Source organism: Planomonospora parontospora (assembly GCA_014647935.1).
Taxonomy (GTDB): Bacteria; Actinomycetota; Actinomycetes; order Streptosporangiales; family Streptosporangiaceae; genus Planomonospora; species Planomonospora parontospora.
Genome location: BMQD01000045.1, coordinates 11,856 through 31,320 on the forward strand (window position 1 = coordinate 11,856; position 19,465 = coordinate 31,320).

The window sequence follows — 19,465 nt, forward strand, 5'->3', positions numbered from 1 at the left end:
GGTGTCACAGCTTCGTGGCACCGGCGGTGAGGCCGGCCACGAGGTTGCGCTGGACCAGCAGGAAGACGACCGCCGCGGGCACCGCGATGAGCACGGCCGCGGCCGTCAGCAGGCCCCAGTCGGCCCAGTACTGCCCGACGAACTGCTGCAGGCCCGCGGCCAGCGTCCGCGTGTCGTCCCCCGTCATGAAGACCGTGGCGTAGGCGACCTCGCCCCAGGCGGTCATGAAGGAGTAGAACGCGGTGACCGCGAGGCTCGGCCGGGCCAGCGGCAGGATGACCCGCCAGAAGGTACCGAACGGCGAGAGCCCGTCGATCATGCCGGCCTGGTCGATCTCGCGCGGGATGGAGTCGAAGTAGCCCTTCATCATCCACGCGCAGAACGGCACCGCCACGGTCATGTAGGCGATGACCAGACCCGGGATCTGGTTGAGCAGCCCCAGGCCCGCCATCAGGTTGTACAGCGGCACGATCAGGATCGCCACCGGGAACATCTGGGTGACCAGCAGCATCCACATGATCCCGCGGTAGCCCGGGAAGCGGAAGCGGCTGATCGCGTACCCGGTCGTCGAGGCCAGGAAGACGCCGATGACCGTGGTCAGCCCCGCGATGATCACGGAGTTGAGCAGCCAGCTCGGGAACTGGGTCTCGGTCAGCACCCGGGTGTAGTTGTCCAGGGAGGCGCCGTCGAAGAACTTCAGCTCGGTGGAGAGCCAGCCGTCGCGCGGCTTGAGCGAGGTCAGGACGAGCCAGACGATGGGGAACAACGAGATGAGGGACGCGACGATCAGCGTCCCGTGCAGCAGGAGCGAGCCGGCGAGACTGCGCTCGTCGCGGCCGCGGACCCTCCTGCGGGTGGTGACGGCGCTCACCAGACCTCCCCTTGCTTGCGCAGCGCGCGGCGGTAGACGACGGCCATCACGACGAGGAGCAGCAGGATGAGCACGCCCCAGGCCGCCGAGCCCGAGTAGTTGCGGATTCCGGTGAAGGCCTCGCGGTAGGCGTAGGTCACCAGGATCTCGGTGGAGCTGCCCGGGCCTCCCCCGGTGATCAGGAAGATCAGCGGGAACATGTTGAACGTCCAGATCGTGCCCAGCAGCAGGACGGTGCTGGAGACGGTCCGCAGGCCGGGGACGGTGACGAAGCGGAAACGCTGCCACGGCGTCGCGCCGTCCACCTCGGCCGCCTCGTAGAGCTCCCGGGGGATCGACTGCAGGCCGCCCAGCATGGCCAGCATCATGAAGGGGACGCCGATCCAGACGTTGACCGCGATGACGGCGATCTTCGCCGTGGTCGGGTCGTCGAGCCAGCCCACCGTGCCCAGGCCGGCGGACCTCAGCATCGCGTTGATCACACCGAAGTCGCTGTTGTAGAGGTAGCGCCAGATGAACGCGGCGACGAACGGCGGGATCGCCCAGGGCAGGACCAGCATCAGCCGGTAGGCCGAGCGGAAGCGCAGCCTGCGGTTGAGCATCAGGGCCAGGCCGAGGCCGAGGCCGTAGTGGAGCGCGACGCAGGCGACGGTCCACAGCACCGTCCAGGTCAGCTTCTCCCAGAACAGGCCGCCGGTCAGGATGTCGACGTAGTTGTCCAGCCCGGTGAACTCGTAGGTCGAGGGGATCACGTTGACGCCGATGGTGCGGCCCATCGTGGCCTCGGTGGCGTCGGTCAGGGACAGGTAGACGCCGCGGACCAGCGGCCAGCCGACCAGCGCGGCGGTGACCACGACGACCGGGGCCACCATGGCCCAGGCGTACCAGTACTGCGAGACCGCCCGCCGGAAGGGGCCGGGCTGCCCGGGGCGGCCCCGGCCGCGGGCGCCGTCAGCGGCGCCCGCGGCCCGGTCCCTGGTCGTGCCGGTCACACGTCCAGTGGAGGTCGCCACGGATCAGCTCCAGTCCTTGAAGATGCCGCGGTACTTCTGGTCCACCGTCTTGAGCATGTCCTCGGGCGAGGTCTTGCCGCCGACCAGGGACTGGTAGCCCTCCAGGAGCGGCTGGAAGAGCTGGCCGCCCTCCGGGATCCACGGACGAGGGGTGGCGGTGTCCATGATCGGCTTGAAGACGGCGACGTCGGGGTTGCCCTTGACGTCGGCGTTCTCATAGGCGGAGGCGCGGGTCGGCAGGAGGCTGATCTCCTTGGCGACCTTGGCCTGGGCCTCGGGGGTGCTCATGAAGCGGATGAACTCGTAGGAGGCGTCGATGTTCTTGGAACCGGCGTAGATGGCGTAGTTCCACCCGCCGGTCGGGGCGCCGGCCTTGACCGAGCCCGCCGGGACCGGGGCGATGCCCAGGTTCTCCTTGTCCTTGAACTCCTTGCCCTGGTAGAGCTCGGCCAGCGCCCACGGGCCGTTGTAGATCATCGCGGCCTTGCCGTCCTTGAGGACGGTCATCGCGTTGGCGTAGCTGTCCTGGATGGCGGGCTTGGACGCGGCGCCCGAGGTGATCAGGTCGGAGACGACGCCCATCGCCTTGGCGTTCTCCGGGGAGTTGATGGTGATCTTCTTGTTCTGCACGTCGAGCATGTCGCCGCCCTCGCCGTACATGAAGGGCAGCAGGAAGTAGGCGTCGACGTTGAGCGCGAGGCCGGCCGCGCCGGTCTTCTCCTTGACGTCGAGCGCGGCCTGCTTGAGCTCCTCCACCGTGGTGGGAGCCTTCTCCCAGCCGGCCTCCTTGAGCAGCCGCTTGTTGTAGATCAGCGCCAGGGTGTCGGTAACCTGCGGCACGGCGTAGGTCTTGCCGTTGTACTTGGTGCTGCTCAGCGGCCCGGGCAGGAAGTCGGACTCGTTCTCGACGGCGCGGGTGCCGTCCAGCGGCTGCAGGTAGCCGAGCGAGGCGAACTGGGAGGTCCAGGCGACCTCGGAGCGGATCACGTCGGGCGCGCCGCTGCCGGCCTGGGCCGCGGTCTGGAACTTGTTCTGCGCCTGGTCCGAGGGGACGTTGACGTAGTTGACCTTGATGTTCGGGTACTTCGCCTGGAAGTCCTTGATCAGGGCCTGGAACGTCGGGCCCTCGCTGTCCGGGCGGACCGTGTCCCACCAGGTGATCTCGCCACTGATCTTCGACGGGTCGGCGGGCGCGGACTGGGCGGGGGCCGCCGTCGAACCGCTGTCGCCGCCGCCACAGGCGGAAACCGCCAGGGCGAGGGCCGCGACGATAGTCGCGGCCGAGAAGGCTCGCCGCATGATTTCTCCTCATAGCTCAGGGGGCCGGTCCGGGCCCGCAGGCCACCGACCGGTGTGGAGTACGCCGGACGTTACGCCGACGTGAAGCTCAGTGGAAGAACTTGCTGCAAGAGTCTGCAAACTTGTTACATGCGCAGCCAACCTCGCGAACCCCGACAACCCGTCCACCTCGTGCGAAACTCAGAATATCCGCAGTTCACAAGGGTTTAGCAGCACTGAGGCCACCATCGTCGAAGTCGCGCGCCCTGCGCAGGAGTCGTCCCTCCATCACGATTCAGAAAGTTGCGGCAAGGGATTGCACAGATCATGTCCAGTGAGTAGCTTCCGGGCAACACCCCCGAAACAACTCCGTGGAGGCCCCGGTGGTCTGGCCCCTCCCCCCACGGCGCGCGAGATCGGCTCCCCTGGCAGGCGCCGCCCTCGCGGCCGTCCTGGTCGCCGCCCCCCTCGCCGTCGTCACTCCGCCCGCCGCCGCGTCGGCGGGACCCGCCCCCGGCGCCGCCGCCCGTACGGCCCCGCTCACGATCTCCCCGGCACCGGTCCCGGCACCGGCCACGACCGGTGCGGCCGATGCGGCCGGGCCGGTCGTCTCGGCGCTGAGCCGTACGGCCGGGCCCGCCGACCGGGAACTCGCCCGCGACGCGCTGCGCACCGACCTGAGCCGTGAGCGCTTCTACTTCGCGATGACCGACCGGTTCGCCAACGGCGACCCCGGCAACGACACCGGCGGCCTTTCCGGCGACCGGCTCGCCACCGGCTTCGACCCCGCCCACAAGGGCTTCTACCAGGGCGGGGACCTCAAGGGCCTGATCGGCAGGCTCGACTACGTCAAGAACCTCGGCAGCACCGCGATCTGGATCACCCCGGCGTTCGCCAACCGCCCGGTGCAGGGCACCGGCGAGAACGTCTCGGCCGGCTACCACGGCTACTGGATCACCGACTTCACCCGGATCGACCCGCACCTGGGCACGAACGCCGATATGAAGAAGCTGGTCCGCGAGGCCCACAAGCGCGGGATGAAGGTCTTCTTCGACATCATCACCAACCACACGGCCGACGTGATCGACTACGCGGAGAAGACCTACTCCTACCGGTCCAAGGGCGCCTATCCCTACGTGGACGCCTCGGGCACCCCGTTCGACGACCGCGAGTACGCCGGCGGGAAGGCCTTCCCGAAGGTCACGGCCGACTCCTTCCCCTACACGCCGGTCGCGCCGAAGAAGGCCAAGACGCCGTCCTGGCTGAACGACCCGACGATGTACCACAACCGGGGCGACTCCACCTTCAGCGGCGAGAACTCCGAGTACGGCGACTTCTTCGGCCTGGACGACCTGTGGACCGAGCGTCCCGAGGTCGTCGAGGGCATGACCGACATCTACAAGACGTGGGTGCGCGAGACCGGCATCGACGGTTTCCGCATCGACACCGCCAAGCACGTCAACATGGAGTTCTGGGAGAGGTTCTCCCCCGCCCTGCGCGGCTACGCCGCCAAGCTGGGCAACGAGCGCTTCTTCATGTTCGGCGAGGTCTACTCCAGCGAACCGTCCTTCACCAGCCGCTACTCCACCCGCGGCGGGATGAACGCCACCCTGGACTTCCCGTTCCAGGAGGCGGCCCGCTCCTTCAGCGGCGGCACGGCCGGCGCGGCGCGCCTGGCCGCGCTGTACGCCGGCGACGACCACCACACCGACGCCGACTCCAACGCCTCCTCGCTGCCGACGTTCCTCGGCAACCACGACATGGGCCGCATCGGCAGGTTCCTCGCCCAGGACAACCCCGGGGCGCCCGACGCCGAGCTGCTCAGGCGCGACCTGCTCGCCCACGAGCTGATGTACCTCACCCGCGGCCAGCCGGTCGTCTACTACGGCGACGAGCAGGGCTTCACCGGCCCCGCCCAGGGCTCCGGCGGCGACCAGGACGCCCGGCAGTCCATGTTCGCCTCCAAGACCGCGAGCTACCTGTCGAACGATCTCATCGGCACCGACGCCACCCACGCGCAGGACAACTTCACCCCCTCGCACCCGCTCTACCGGGGCATCTCCGCCCTGGCGAAGCTCCGCGACGCCCACCCCGCGCTGGCCGACGGCGCCCAGATCGAACGGCTGGCCGCGGGCGGCGTCTACGCCTTCTCCCGGATCGACGCGCGCGCCCAGGTCGAGTACGTCGTGGCGGTCAACAACGCCGAGCGGGCGGCGACCGTGCAGGTGCCGACCTTCTCACCGGGCATGGCCTTCACCCGGGTGTACGGCCCCGCCTCCACCGCGCCCGACGCCGCGGCCTCGGGCGCGGACGCGAAGCTCGCGGTGACCGTCCCGGCGCTGTCGGCGGTGGTCTACCGGGCCTCGGCGAGGCTCGCGACCCCGGCGGCGGCCCCGGCCGTCTCGATCGCGCTGCCCGGCGCCGAGATCCGGGGCACCGTCGAGGACGGCCGGATCCCGGTCACCGCGACCGTGCCCGGCACCGGATTCGACCAGGTCACCTTCGCCGCCAGGATCGGCGACGGGAGGTGGCGGGTGCTCGGCACCGACGACGCGCCCAGCACCGCCGGCGGAAGCCGTACCTTCCGGGTCTTCCACGACCTGAAGGGCGTCCCGGCCGGCACGAAGGTCGCCTACAAGGCCGTGGTGAAGGACTCCGCGGGCCGCTTCGCCTCGGCGGCGGCCGAGGCGGTCGTCGGCGCCGAGCCCGAGCCCGCCGAGCCCGGCGCGGTCAGGCGCGACTGGCTCGTCGTGCACTACCAGCGCGCCGACTACGACGGCTGGGGCCTGCACGTCTGGGGCGACGTCGAGAACCCGACCGACTGGGCGAAGCCGCTCCCGCTGACCGGCCAGGACGCCTACGGCCGGTTCGCCTGGATCAAGCTCAAGCCCGGCGCGCGCGAGGTCGGGATCATCGCCCACAGGGGCGACGAGAAGGACGGCGGCGACCGGATCGTGGACCCGGCCAGGACCGGCGAGGTGTGGCTGGCCGAGGGCAGCCCGGTGACGCACGCCTCCCGCGCCGCCGCCCAGGGCTACGCGACCGTGCACTACAGCCGGCCCGGCAAGGACTACGACGGCTGGGGCCTGCACCTGTGGGGCGACGGGCTGGCCGACGGCGCGGCCACCGAGTGGGCCGCCCCGCGCCCGCCGGACGGCACCGACTCCTCCGGCGTGTTCTGGAAGGTCCCGCTGAAGAACGCCTCCGTCCCGGTCAACCTCATCGTGCACAAGGGCGACGCCAAGGACCCCGGACCCGACCAGTCCTTCACCCCGGCCGCTCAGCCGGAGGCCCACATCGCCTCGGGCGTGGCGAAGGTGCACGCCACCCGCGCCGAGGCGGAGAACGTCGCGATCCTGCATTACCACCGGCCCGACGGGAACTACGACGGCTGGGGCCTGCACCTGTGGGGGGACGTGGCGGCCCCCACCGAGTGGGCCGCGCCGCTGGCGCCCGCCGGGAGGGACGGCTTCGGCGTCTTCTTCCGCGTCCCCCTCGCCGAGGGGGCGAAGAACGTGAGCTACATCATCCACAGGGGCGACGAGAAGGACCTCCCCTCCGACCAGGCGCTCGACCTGACCGCCTCCGGCCACGAGGTGTGGCGGGTCGCGGCCGCCGAGGGCCACGTGCTCCCGCAACCCGCGGCACGCGGCGCCGACGCCGACCTGGCCAAGGCCGCCGCGCACTGGATCGACCGGTCCACCGTCGCCTGGAAGGTCCAGCCGTCGGCCTCGCTCCGCCACTCACTGGCCTTCTCCGTCTCCGGCGACATCGCCGTCGCCAAGGGCGACCTGACCGGTTCCCACCGGGTGATCCGGCTAAACCCCGGCACGCTCACCGACGCGCAGAAGGCGAAGTGGCCGCACCTGGCCGGGCACGCCGCGTTCACGGTGGACCCGCGCGACGCCGACCTGGTCGCCGAGGCGCTGCGCGGCCAGGTCGTCGCCGTCGAGCGGGACGCCTCCGGCGCGCTGCTCGCCGCGACCGGCGTGCAGATCCCCGGCGTGCTCGACGACGTCTACGCGAAGGCGGCCGCGGCCGGGCTCGGCCCGGACGCCTCCGGCGCGCTGCCCCGCCTGTCGGTGTGGGCGCCGACCGCGCGGAAGGTGGAGCTGGCGCTCTACCGCGGCTCCACCGGGGAGAGCAGGACCGTGCACGCGATGCGGCGCGACGACGCCACGGGCGTCTGGTCGGTGCGGGGGCTGCCGTCCTGGAAGGGCCGCTACTACACCTTCCTGGTCACGGTCTTCTCCCCCGCCGCGGGGAAGGTCGTCACCAACGAGGTGACCGACCCCTACAGCGTCTCGCTGGCCGCCGACTCGGTCCGCAGCCAGCTCGTCGACCTGTCCGACCGCTCACTGCGGCCCGACGGGTGGACCGCGCTGGCCAAGCCGCCCGCCGTACCGCAGGAGAGGGCGTCGGTCTACGAGCTGCACGTGCGCGACTTCTCCGCCTCGGACGCGACCGTCCCGGCCGGGCGGCGCGGCACCTACGCGGCGTTCGGCGGCGACTCGGCCGGGATGAGGGAGCTGCGCTCCCTGGCCGCCGACGGCCTGACCCACGTGCACCTGCTCCCGGTCTTCGACATCGCGACCATCCCGGAGAAGAAGGGCGACCGGGCCGAACCTGACTGTGATCCGGCCGAACTGGCCGCGCTGCCCGCCGACTCCGAGCGGCAGCAGGAGTGCGTGGCGAAGACCGCGGCGAAGGACGGCTTCAACTGGGGCTACGACCCGCGGCACTACACCGTGCCGGAGGGCTCCTACGCCTCCGAACCGGACGGCTCCGCGCGGATCAGGGAGTTCCGCGGCATGGTCGCCGGCCTGAACGGCGCGGGCCTGCGGGTGGTCATGGACGTGGTCTACAACCACACCCACGCCGCCGGGCAGGACCCGACCTCGGTGCTCGACCGGATCGTGCCCGGCTACTACCACCGGCTGCTCGACGACGGCGCGGTGGCCACCTCCACCTGCTGCGCGAACACCGCGCCCGAGCACACGATGATGGGCAGACTGGTCGTCGACTCCATCGTCACCTGGGCGAAGCAGTACAAGGTGGACGGCTTCCGGTTCGACCTGATGGGCCACCACCCGAAGACGAACATCCTCGCCGTCCGCGCGGCCCTCGACGCGCTGACCGTGGAGAAGGACGGCGTGGACGGGAAGTCGGTCATCCTGTACGGCGAGGGCTGGAACTTCGGCGAGGTCGCCGACGGCGCCCGCTTCGAGCAGGCCACCCAGGCGAACCTGGCCGGGACCGGGATCGGCACGTTCAGCGACCGGCTCCGCGACGCGGTGCGCGGCGGCGGCCCGTTCGACGCCGATCCCCGGGTCCAGGGCTTCGGCTCGGGCCTGGCCGGCGCCCCCAACGGCTCGCCCGCCAACGGGAGCGCCGAGCAGCAGCGGGCGCGGCTGCTGGCCTACCAGGACCTCGTCAAGCTCGGCCTGGCCGGCAACCTGCGCGACTACCGGTTCACGGCCACCTCCGGCAGGGAGGTCAAGGGCTCGGAGGTGGACTACAACGGCTCCCCCGCCGGGTACGCCGCCGCGCCGGGGGAGACCGTGACCTACGTGGACGCGCACGACAACGAGACGCTGTTCGACGCGCTGGCCTACAAGCTGCCGCAGGCCACGACCATGGCCGACCGGGTGCGCATGCAGTCGCTCTCGCTGGCGGCGAGCGTGCTCGCGCAGGGCACCGCGTTCGTCCACGCGGGCAGCGAGCGGCTCCGCTCCAAGTCCCTCGACCGCAACTCCTACGACTCCGGCGACTGGTTCAACCGCCTGCTGTGGGACTGCGCGCAGGGCAACGGCTTCGGCGCGGGACTGCCGCCCAAGGCCGACAACGAGGACAAGTGGCCGTACGCCAGGCCGCTGCTCGCCGACCCGGCGCTCCGGCCCGACTGCACCGCGATCGGCGCGGCCCGGGCCCGGTACGGCGAGCTGCTGAAGATCCGCTCCTCCTCCCCGGTCTTCGGGCTCGGCTCCCTGGCCGAGGTGCAGAAGCGGCTCTCCTTCCCGACCGGCGGCGCCGCGGAGACCCCGGGTGTCGTGACCGTGCACCTGGACGCCTCGGGGCTCGACCCGAAGTGGAAGTCGATCACCGTCGTCTTCAACGCGACCCCGCAGGAGCAGCCGCAGACCGTGGCCGCGCTCTCCGGCGGCCAGGTCACCCTCCACCCCGTCCAGTCGAGCGGCGACGACGCCGTCGTCAAGCGGTCGGGCTTCGACCCGGCCACCGGCACGCTGACGGTCCCGGCCCGCACGGTCGCCGTCTTCGTGCAGTCCTGAAGACCGCCGGGCCGGGTGTTGCAGCACCCGGCCCGGCACGGGAACCCGTCCAACTCTCCTGGAGGCCCCCGCCATGAGATCCTACAAACCCCCCACCTCCCTGACCGCGGCCGCGCTGAGCGTGCTGGCGGGCGCGGCCCTGCTCGCGCCCGTCGCGCTCGGCTCCGCCTCCTCCACCGCCGCCGCGGCCCAGGCCGCTCCCCCGGCCGGCACCGGCCCCATCGCCAAGCTGTGGAGCTGGAACTGGAACTCGGTGGCGCGCGAGTGCACCGACGTGCTCGGCCCCGCCGGGTACGGGACCGTCCAGGTCTCCCCGCCGCACGACTCGATGAGCAAGGGCGGATCGGTCTGGTGGGACGTCTACCAGCCCGCCCGCTACACGCTCACCAGCAAGTTCGGCGACGAGAACGCGTTCAGGAACATGATTCGGGCCTGCCACGACGCGGGCGTCAAGGTCCACGCCGACGCGGTCGTCAACCACATGACCGGCCAGGGCAGCACCAGCTACGGCGGCCACTCCTTCGGCAAGTACAGCTATCCCGGCCTCTACTCCGCCGCCGACTTCCACACCTCCCCCACCTGCACGATCAACGACTCCGACTACAAGAACGACGGCTGGCGGGTGCAGAACTGCGAGCTGGTCGGCCTGGCCGACCTGGACACCGGCTCCGAGTACGTCCGCGGCCAGATCGCCGGCTACCTCAACCGGCTGACCTCCCTCGGCGTGGACGGCTTCCGCATCGACGCGGCCAAGCACATCCCGCCGGGCGACCTGGCGGCGATCAAGGCGAGGCTGACCGGCTCGCCGTACCTGCACCTGGAGGTCATCCACGGCGACGGCGAGGCGGTCCAGCCGGGCCAGTACACCGGGATCGGCGACGTGCACGAGTTCGTCTTCGGCCGGAAGATGAAGGAGCAGTTCACCGGGCGGATCCACTGGCTGGAGACGTTCGGGCAGAGCTGGGGCCTGTCGGTGCCGGGCGACAAGGCCGTGACGTTCGTCGACAACCACGACACCGAGCGCAACGGCTCCACCCTCAACTACAAGTACGGCGACGCCTACCGGCTGGCCAACGTCTTCATGCTGGCCTGGCCGTACGGCACGCCGCGCGTCTACTCCGGCTTCACCTGGAGCGACAAGGAGGCGGGCCCGCCGTCGGCGAACGGGGGCTTCGTCACCGACACCGACTGCGGCGACGGCCGCTGGACCTGCTTCCACCGGCGGATGACGGGGATGGTCGGTTTCCACAACGCCGTGGCGGGCACTCCGGTCGCCCACTGGTACGACGACGGCGACAACCTGATCGCCTTCAGCCGCGGGAGCAAGGGCTGGGTCGCGATCAACAACGGGACCGGTTCGGTCACCCGCACCTTCACCACCGGCCTGCCCGCCGGCACCTACGCCAACGTCGCCGGGAGCGGCTCGGTGAGCGTGGCCGCGGACGGCACCGCCTCGGTGACCGTGCCCGCCAGGGCCGCGGTCGCGATCCGCACCGGGAACGGGCCCACCCCGACCCCGACCCCGACGCCCAGCCCCTCGCCCACGGCCACCTCGGGCAGGGCGGCCGTCTCCTTCAACGCGAACGTGACGACCACCTGGGGCCAGAACGTCTTCGTCGTCGGCGACGCCGCCGAGCTGGGCGCGTGGAACCCGGCGGACGCGGTGGCGCTCTCGTCGGCCGCCTACCCGGTCTGGAAGACCACGGTGAACCTGCCGGCCGGCCGGACGATCGCCTACAAGTACATCAAGAAGAACCCGGATGGCTCGGTGACCTGGGAGAGCGACCCGAACCGGTCCTTCACCACCCCGGCGGGAGGCACCGCCACCCGGAACGACACCTGGCGCTGACCACCCGGTGCCGCCGGCCCGACCGGGCCGGCGGCACCGGACGGATCCCTCCATTCAGACGGATGAAGGCGGGCATGTTTTTTGCCTTCCCGATCACACCCTTGTTCCCTTACATAAATGGTAGAAGAATCGTTCCAAACAATATGTGATGCACATCACATAGAGAAATTTTGGGTAAACGTAGCGTTCACAGCAAGGCGCGGCCGCATATCCGGCCATGGAGTTCACAATCTCAGCCCGCCCCCGAGGAGCACAGAGCATCCGACAAGTGACGTTCCGCTGGGTTGACCCGTTCTGTCATCTCGATCAGCATCCCGGGTGATCGTTCTTTGTCTCTGCTCTCTGACGTCTCCTGACCCTGCCGCCAGGGTCTGCGTCAGCGTGCCTCGGAGAAGGGCTCGGGATGCGGATCCGGCGCGTGCGCATGTGGCTGACGGCTGCGGTGATCGCGGTGGCGATGTCACTGCTGGTCTCCGGGGTGGGAGTGCCCGAGGACCTGGTGCGGCGGGCAGCCGCCGCGTCCCCGGACGAGCCGGCCCCCGAACCGTCGGTCGACGGCCGCGCCGTCCCGGACGCCAAGGTCGCCCAGGGCGTCGAGGAGAAGGATCCGAAGGTCACGCCCAAGCCGCCGGTCTGGCCCAAGGCCGGCAGCGCCGAGGTGCAGGCCGACGCCGGTCTGGAGCGGGCCGCCGACCTACCGGTGCGGATCGCCGCCGCGGACAAGGCCGCGGCCGTCGGCACGGTGAAGGTGGAGACGCTGGCCCCGGAGGCGGTCCGCAAACTCGGCGGCGTCGGGGTGGCGGCCCGCATCGAGCGGGCCGACGGCTCGGCCGCGCCGGGAAAGGTGCGGGCGGAGTTCTCCTACGCGGGCTTCCGGGACGCCTTCGGCGGCAACTTCGCCTCCCGGCTGCGCCTGCTGCGCCTGCCCGTCTGCGCGTTGACGACGCCGCGGCCGAGGGGCTGCGTGGTGCGTCCGCAGCCCGTCGCCGCCCGCAACGACCTCAAGAAGGGCGTGCTGGTCGCCGACGTGGAGATCGGCAGAAGCACACCGGTGAAGGTCCCGGCGGCGCCGAAGGGCGATGCCAAGGCCGCCGCGCGCGCCGAGGTGCAGCAGGCCGCGGCCGAGCAGCTGGCGGCCGGGTCGGTGTTCGTGCTGGCCGGCGGGATGACCGGCCCGGACGGGAACTTCGGTGCCACCGACCTCAAACCGTCGGGCACCTGGCAGGCCGGCACCTCCGGCGGATCGTTCAGCTACAGCTATCCACTGCCGGAGCCGCCGTCACCGGTCGGCAACGGGCCGATCTGTCGCTCACCTACGACGCCTCCTCGGTCGACGGCCAAGGTGACTGGACCAACAACCAGTCCGGCGCGGTCGGCGTCGGCTGGGAGCTGAACACCGGATTCATCGAACGCAAATACCGGCGCTGCACGGTCGACAACTACTACGACTGGGAGACCGCCGAGCTGACCTGGTACGCCGAGGAGCTCGGGACGGCCGGGCGCGCGGTGTGCTGGGAGTCACCGGACGAGAACGACGGTGACGCGGCGACCAACGACTACACCCAGTCTGATCTGGTGCTCAACGTCGGCGGCCGGTCCGCTTCGATCGTCAAGGACCGTACCTCGGGCGCGTGGAAGACGGTACCGGACTTCGGTTGGAGGATCGAGCAGGTCTCCGGTGGCGCGGACGGCCAGCCGTACTGGAGGGTGACCTCGTCGGAGGGGCAGGTGTACCGGTTCGGCTACACCAAGGACGCCCAGTGGCAGCTGCCGTACATCGCCAACCAGCGGGGCGAGCCGTGCTGGGAGCGCTACTTCACCGACGCCGACCCGCCGACCTGCACCGGCGTGTGGCGCTGGAACCTCGACCAGGAACTCGACCGCAACGAGAACGTCGTCGACTACGTCTACGAGCGGGAGACCAACTACTTCTGCCTGCCCTCCTGCTACCACGAGACCTACCGGGTTATGCCGTATGACCGGGGCGGGGTCCTCAAGAGCGTGCAGTGGGGCCACAACACCCAGGTGGCCGGGAGCACGCCGACCGCGCGGATGAGTTTCACCACCGCCGACCGCGGCGGCGTGGACGTGCCGGGCGACCTGCTGTGCACCGCCGCGCAGGGCTGCGCCAACGACGCGCTCGCGTTCTACTCCACCCGCAAGCTCACCTCGGTGCTGACCGAGACGCTCAACACCGCCTCGGCGGCGTGGGAGCCGGTCACCCGGCTGGACCTGCGCCACGAGTGGGTGTACACGCGCACCGACTTCGGCGCGCCGTACGACCCGGTGCTCTGGCTGGACACCGTCCAGCAGACGGGCCTGGCCGGAACGCCGGCCAAGCTGCCGCCGACCGACTTCGACGCGGCGATGGTGGCCGGGAAGATGGTCTACGACGACATGTCCGACTGGACGGACTTCCTGTCGTGGCGGATGGTGCCGCGCATCGCCGGGATCGGCAACGGGCTGGGCGGTCGCATCGAGGTCGCCTACGGCCAGGCCGATCCGTGCTCGGGCGGCAAGGGCCGCGACGGCAGCGACTACTTCGCCGACCAGAGCGGTGACTGCTACCGGGTCGACATGTACGACGGCGGCAACGAGGCCTGGACCCGCTACTTCAAGCAGCTCGCCATGAAGGTCACCGAACGCGACCTCGTGGGCGGCTCCCCGGACATCGTGCACGGCTACGAGTACAGCGACGGGCCCCGCTGGACGAACCCGGTCGAGTACGCCGAACCGCAGTGGAAGCCGCCGACCTCCGACTGGCGCGGGTACGGCACCGTGCACACCACGCGCGGCTCCGGCTCCGACCCGAACGGCTACACGGTGACGTCGCAGACGTTCTTCCGCGGCACCGGCGCGCCCATCACCGACTTCGAGGGCAACACCGTCACCGACGCCCTCCCACTGCAGGGACAGGTGCTGCAGGAACAGGCGTGGAAGCTCACCTCCCTGAGCCCGCGCACCTACGCCGAGATGGAGTCCACACGGTACGAGTACGCGGTCGTGTCCACCGGCACCGGGCCCGGCGTGCAGGACCCGGCATTCGTCCACCGGACGAAGGAACGTACCCGTGAGCAGGTGTCCGGGGGCGGCTGGCGCTGGAGCGAGCAGCGCACCGCCTACAACGCCGACGGCCTGCCGGTCCGGCTCAACGACTACGGCGACACCTCCACGGCCGCCGACAACACCTGCACCACCACGACCTACGCCCGCAACACCGCCTCCGGGCAGTGGCTCACCGGCCTGCCCTCGGTCGTCGAGCGGCGCGCCGGCGACGACTGCGCGGCCGGGCAGGTGCTCGGGCGGACCGTCGCCCTGTACGACGGCGGCAGTGACCCGGCCACCAACGCCCCCAGCGACGGCAACGTCACCGAGACCCGCACCTACGCCGACGCGTCCACGGCCTCGGTCACCAAGTCGACCTTCGACGACTACGGCCGCCTGCTGACCTCCACCGACCCGCTGGGCAAGACCACCACCACGGCCTACAGCCCGGCCACCGGCTGGCCCCGAACCGGGGTGACGGTCACCAACCCGCTCGGCCACACCTCCACCGTCGTCTCCTCTCACCGCACCGGTCTTCCGGTGGTGCTCACCGACGCCAACGGCAAGCGCATCGAGATCGACTACGACGCACTGGGCCGCACCACCGCGCTGTGGCGTCCCGGCGAGCCGCGCAGCGGCGGCACGCCGACTGTGACGGTCAGCTACGACATCCCCTTCGACGGGAACCTCGGCCAGCCGACCGGACCGGCCAGGACCACCATGCGCCGGCTGCTGTCGGGCACCGGAGCCGACGCGACGTACACCTCCACGTTCAGCTACGACGACGGTCTGGGCCGTACGCGGGAGACCCAGACGGCCTCCCCGGCTGGTGGCCGGGCCGTCACCGTCACCGCTTACGACGGTCGCGGCCTGGCTGCGGCCGCCTCGGCGCCGGTGCACAACACCGGTGAACCCGGCAGTGGACTGCTCAATCCGGCCCTGGCCTCGCTGCCGCAGTGGACCAAGACCGTCTACGACGGCCTGGAGCGGCCGACCGCGGTCATCGACCACCACCTGGGCGACGAACTGCGCCGAACCACCACCGCCTACCCCGGCGCCGACCGCATGGAGGTCACCCCGCCGGTCGGCGGCAAGACCGTCACGATCAGCAACGTCGCCGACCGCACAACCAAGGTGGAGGAGTGGAAAGACGCCTCCACCCACCACGACACCACCTACGGCTACGACCGCCTGGGCAACCTGACGAAGATCACCGATGCCAACGGCGGTGTGCGCACCTTCACCTACGACTGGCTGGGCCGCCGCACCGCCGGCACCGACCCCGACTCCGGGTCCACCACCGCCGGCTACGACGCCGCAGGCAGGCTGGCCTGGAGCGTCGACGGCAACGGCACCAAGGTGTCCCTCGTCTACGACGTCCTGGGCAGGCCGACCAGCCAGTGGACGGGCGAGGCGAGCACCGGCACCAAGCTGGCCGAATGGACCTACGACACCGTCGCAAAGGGCCAGCTCACTTCGTCGGTCCGCTATGTCGGCGGCCATGCCTACACTGACGCGGTCACCGCCTACGATCACGCCTACCGGCCGACGGGCACCAAACTCACCATCCCGGCGGCCGAGAGCGACCTGGCGGGCGAGTACGTCTTCACCGCCGCCTACGACCGGGCCGGGAACATGACCGGCCAGGGCATGCCCGCCGCCGGCGACCTGGCCGCCGAGCAACTCACCTTCTCCTACACCGGTCTCGGCCTGCCTCAGGCGCTGACCTCCGACTTCGGCGGCGGTACCACTTACGTCAAGGAGATGTCCTATTCCAAGACCGCACGTCCGGCCGAACGCTCCTACGGCGCCAGCGGCCAGGTCAAGCGGGCCTTCACCTGGGACGAGGCGACCGGCTGGCTGGAGCGGCTGACCACCACCGCCAAGGCCGACACCTCCAGCCCGGCCGTCGCCCAGGACGACCGGGTCACCTACAACGCCGCCGGCCAGATCACCCGCATCCTGGACGCCGCAGCAGCGACCGACGGCTCGCCCGGCCAGTCCGAGTGCTTCGCCTACGACGGCCTGGATCGGCTGACAGCAGCGTTCACCACCACCGGCTCCTCCTGCGAGGCGGGCGCCGACAACCGGGGACCCGATCCCTACGATCAGCGCTTCGCCTACGATGCCGTCGGCAACCTCACTTCCCTGACCGACGGCGGCACCACCGCCACCTACGCCTACCCCACCGGAACCGCCCGGCCGAACGCGGTCACCTCCATCACCCGTCCCGGCCGCACCGACACCTACGGCTACGACGACGCCGGGCGATTGACCAGCCGCACCGTCGACGGCAAGCAGGCCGTCTTCACCTGGAACCCGCTCGGCCAGCTGGACAAAGCCGTCATCGACGGCGCCGAGACCTCCATGGTCTACGACGCCGACGGCGAACGCCTGATCCGCCGCGACCCCGACGGCAGCCGCACCCTGTATCTCGGCGGAATGGAGGTGAAGTCCGCCGGCGGGCAGGTGAAGGCCACCCGCTACTACACCGGACCCGACGGTTCCACGGTTGCGATGCGCGACGCCTCAGGGATCAAGTGGCTGGCCTCCGGCCTGCACGGCTCGGCCCAGCTGGCCATCGACGACTCCACCGGCCAGGTGTCCCGTGAGCGCTACCTGCCGTACGGCCAGCGGCGAGGCATCGACGACCTGCCCTTCACCGACCGCGGCTTCCTCGGCAAGACCGAGGACGCCTCCACCGGCCTGACCTACCTGTCGGCCCGCTACTACGACCCGGCCACCGCCCGCTTCATCTCCCCCGACCCGCTGCTCAGCCTCGACAAGCCCCAGTGGACCAACCCCTACAGCTATGCCGTCGGTGACCCGATCGGCATGTCCGACCCGACCGGTCTGCGCCCGCCACCGAAGGAGCCGAAGAGCGCCTGCGGCCCGGGCAAGGACCACACCGTCGCCTGCAAGGCCGTCAAGAAGAGACTGGCCGAGACCCTCGCCAAGAACGCCGAGGCCGACGTCAACAGGTACCTGCAGGAACTGATCGCCGTGGGCAAGCAACTCGGCAAGCTCCTCATGGACGCACTCGGCGTCACCAACGCCGTCAACTGCTTCACCACCGGGGACGCGAACGCGTGCACCGACGCCGCGATCGACGCCCTCGCCTCCCTGGTCGGCGGAGCGGTGGGCAAGCTCGCGGCCAAGTACGGCGCGCCCTGGAAGTGGCACAAGCTCAAGAAACTCGTCGACGACCTGTGGAACCTGGGCGGACGGGCGTTCAAAGCGCTCGACGGCCTGCTGGACGCTCGAAAGGTCTTGGGTAAACGCCGGCAGGAACTGACCCAGAGCAAGGCGGATCTGGCGAAATCCTGTGGACTGGCGAAAAAGGCGACGAGTAGTTTCGTCCCAGGAACACCCGTGGTCATGGCCGACGGTTCCCGTAAGCCCATCGAACAGGTAAAGATCGGCGATACGGTTCTGGCTTCCGACCCCAAAAGCGGGAAGGTTGAGGCCAAGCCTGTCATCGCCCTGATCACCAGTAAGGGTGACAAGCACCTAGTACGGCTTACCGTCGACACCGACGGAGTCAAGGGTGAATCGATCGGTGTGGTAGTCGCGACCGCCAACCACCGGTTCTGGCTACCGGAGCTGCGTGAATGGCGAACCGCCGGAGGACTCCGGCCGGGGAATCGGCTGCGGACCAGTGCCAGTGTCCAGATTCAGGTCATCGCCGTCACCGACCAGGTGACCATCGACCAGCGTGTCCACAACCTGACGATCGATGATCTTCACACTTACTACATTGCCGTCGGGACACATGACGCCCTCGTGCACAACGAGGATCCATGCGGCGAGGTCCCCTTCGGCCCGAAGCTTAATTATGAAGCCAACCCGAAGCACGCGAACGGCAAGCTCGGATCCAAAGTGGGGCCGGAGCCCACAAACGCCAAGGCCATGCTCGCAAGGTCGCTGAACATCAGCGAGAGGCGGCGAATCGCATATGATGCGGCCACCGGGGAGATAATAGTGTTCGCCCGGACGGAGGGGGCCACATGGCACGGCTATGTGGTTACCTGGAGCCTTCTGGATCAGAAATCGAAGAACGCGTTCATCAGGGCCGGCATCTTCAACAAGCGAGGGAAGGCTCGATGAAAGCCGTATTTTCCGGCAGAGCCCTGATGGATGATATGCATTTCGGTCTCCGTTCACGAGAACCGAGTCGACTCGACAGGCGAAGGAAAATGAACTGGGCTACAGGTGAGGGTCTTATCGGATGCGACGACCCTGAAGAGGTTGACGCCGCATTCGACCGAGGCGAGCCGCATGTCGGTGTCGCCGTGATCGGATTGTCATTGAACTGTCCGGATGCCGAAGTCGTAGCCCTTCGGATAATGCGCCTGATCCACTCGGAGGAAACCGAAAGGCGCGGCCAGGGGGTAACCGCCCTATCGCATATGGTGAGGTTGACACAGGAAATAAATCAAGCACTGCTAGAACGCCTCCGTGAACTGCTCCGGAATCCCGAGTCGAGAGAGATCGCCGAGGATTGCGCTGCCGATATATGGATATTCGTCCCGCACCATAAATTGCCGATATGGATGCATTTATGGGCATATCGCTATTTGATCAAGCATAAACTATCCATCTGGTGGTGGAGTGTGACCCATCGGGATTGATCGCAAGCATTCACATCCGGCGCGTTCCGGTATCGCGTGATCGCAGTGTGCGATCGTCTTCGGGTGTGAGTCGCCATGGGCCAGAGCCGGGATCAGGCCGATACCGGATCCGGAGCCATCCACGCGCAGCCGAGCAGTGCGTCACGGATCGCCGCCATGACATCGGCCCCGTGCTCGGCGACGGTGGAGACGTAGCCGCGGATGGCGTAGCGGTGCTCGGTGGCGGTTTCTGAGCGGAGCCGGCCGAAGATCTCCTGCTGGGTCTTGGCCGGGCGCACATCACGTTCGGCCTGGTCGTCGTGGGGGAATCATAAGGTCACGGGTGAAACGCAGGATGCTGTCCTCACAGTCGCGCAGCACCTCCAGCAGCACCCGGCCCGGTGGCTGGGTGACCGTTTTCACCGGTCCGGGTTCCACCGCATCTGTGAGTGACTGTTGCGAAACCGGTCAGGCGGTATCGCGGCGCTCGTCTTCGGCAAGCCGTCGGG

At 69.6% G+C, this 19,465-nt stretch carries 8 protein-coding genes; 4 read left to right on the forward strand and 4 right to left on the reverse strand.

The window, feature by feature from the left end:
* Positions 1-4: 4 nt before the first annotated feature.
* From IEZ07_RS33555 to IEZ07_RS33565, 3 genes are read right to left on the reverse strand one after another with little or no spacing between them, the layout of a single operon-like run.
* The gene (locus tag IEZ07_RS33555; protein ID WP_068893921.1) at positions 5-871 is read right to left on the reverse strand and encodes a sugar ABC transporter permease; all 867 of its coding nucleotides are present in this window, start codon (positions 869-871) and stop codon (positions 5-7) included.
* On the reverse strand, positions 868-1,863 hold the full coding sequence (locus IEZ07_RS33560; protein WP_239321261.1) for a carbohydrate ABC transporter permease: 996 nt from the start codon (positions 1,861-1,863) through the stop codon (positions 868-870). The genes IEZ07_RS33555 and IEZ07_RS33560 overlap by 4 nt, the downstream gene beginning before the upstream one ends.
* Before the next feature lie 24 nt (positions 1,864-1,887).
* Positions 1,888-3,183, reverse strand: coding sequence for an extracellular solute-binding protein (locus tag IEZ07_RS33565; protein ID WP_191898477.1), 1,296 nt, complete (start codon positions 3,181-3,183; stop codon positions 1,888-1,890).
* Positions 3,184-3,545: 362 nt separating this feature from the next.
* Between IEZ07_RS33565 and pulA the strand changes: the two genes are divergently transcribed.
* The 4 genes from pulA (at position 3,546) to IEZ07_RS33580 (ending at position 18,453) form a co-directional block, all read left to right on the forward strand.
* Positions 3,546-9,452, forward strand: a complete 5,907-nt coding sequence (gene pulA, locus IEZ07_RS33570; protein ID WP_191898478.1) for a pullulanase-type alpha-1,6-glucosidase — start codon at positions 3,546-3,548, stop codon at positions 9,450-9,452.
* A gap of 73 nt (positions 9,453-9,525) precedes the next feature.
* Positions 9,526-11,301 carry a carbohydrate-binding module family 20 domain-containing protein gene (locus IEZ07_RS33575; RefSeq protein WP_191898479.1) on the forward strand — a complete coding sequence of 592 codons (1,776 nt, stop codon included), beginning with the start codon at positions 9,526-9,528 and terminating at the stop codon, positions 11,299-11,301.
* A 403-nt stretch (positions 11,302-11,704) separates the two neighbouring features.
* Positions 11,705-12,694, forward strand: coding sequence for a hypothetical protein (locus tag IEZ07_RS36110; protein ID WP_239321267.1), 990 nt, complete (start codon positions 11,705-11,707; stop codon positions 12,692-12,694).
* A gap of 113 nt (positions 12,695-12,807) precedes the next feature.
* Positions 12,808-18,453 carry an RHS repeat-associated core domain-containing protein gene (locus IEZ07_RS33580; RefSeq protein WP_373868901.1) on the forward strand — a complete coding sequence of 1,882 codons (5,646 nt, stop codon included), beginning with the start codon at positions 12,808-12,810 and terminating at the stop codon, positions 18,451-18,453.
* A gap of 616 nt (positions 18,454-19,069) precedes the next feature.
* Here IEZ07_RS33580 and IEZ07_RS33585 read toward each other — a convergent pair.
* Positions 19,070-19,255 (reverse strand): hypothetical protein, encoded by a 186-nt coding sequence (locus tag IEZ07_RS33585; protein ID WP_191898481.1) that lies wholly within the window; start codon positions 19,253-19,255, stop codon positions 19,070-19,072.
* Positions 19,256-19,465: the final 210 nt, after the last annotated feature.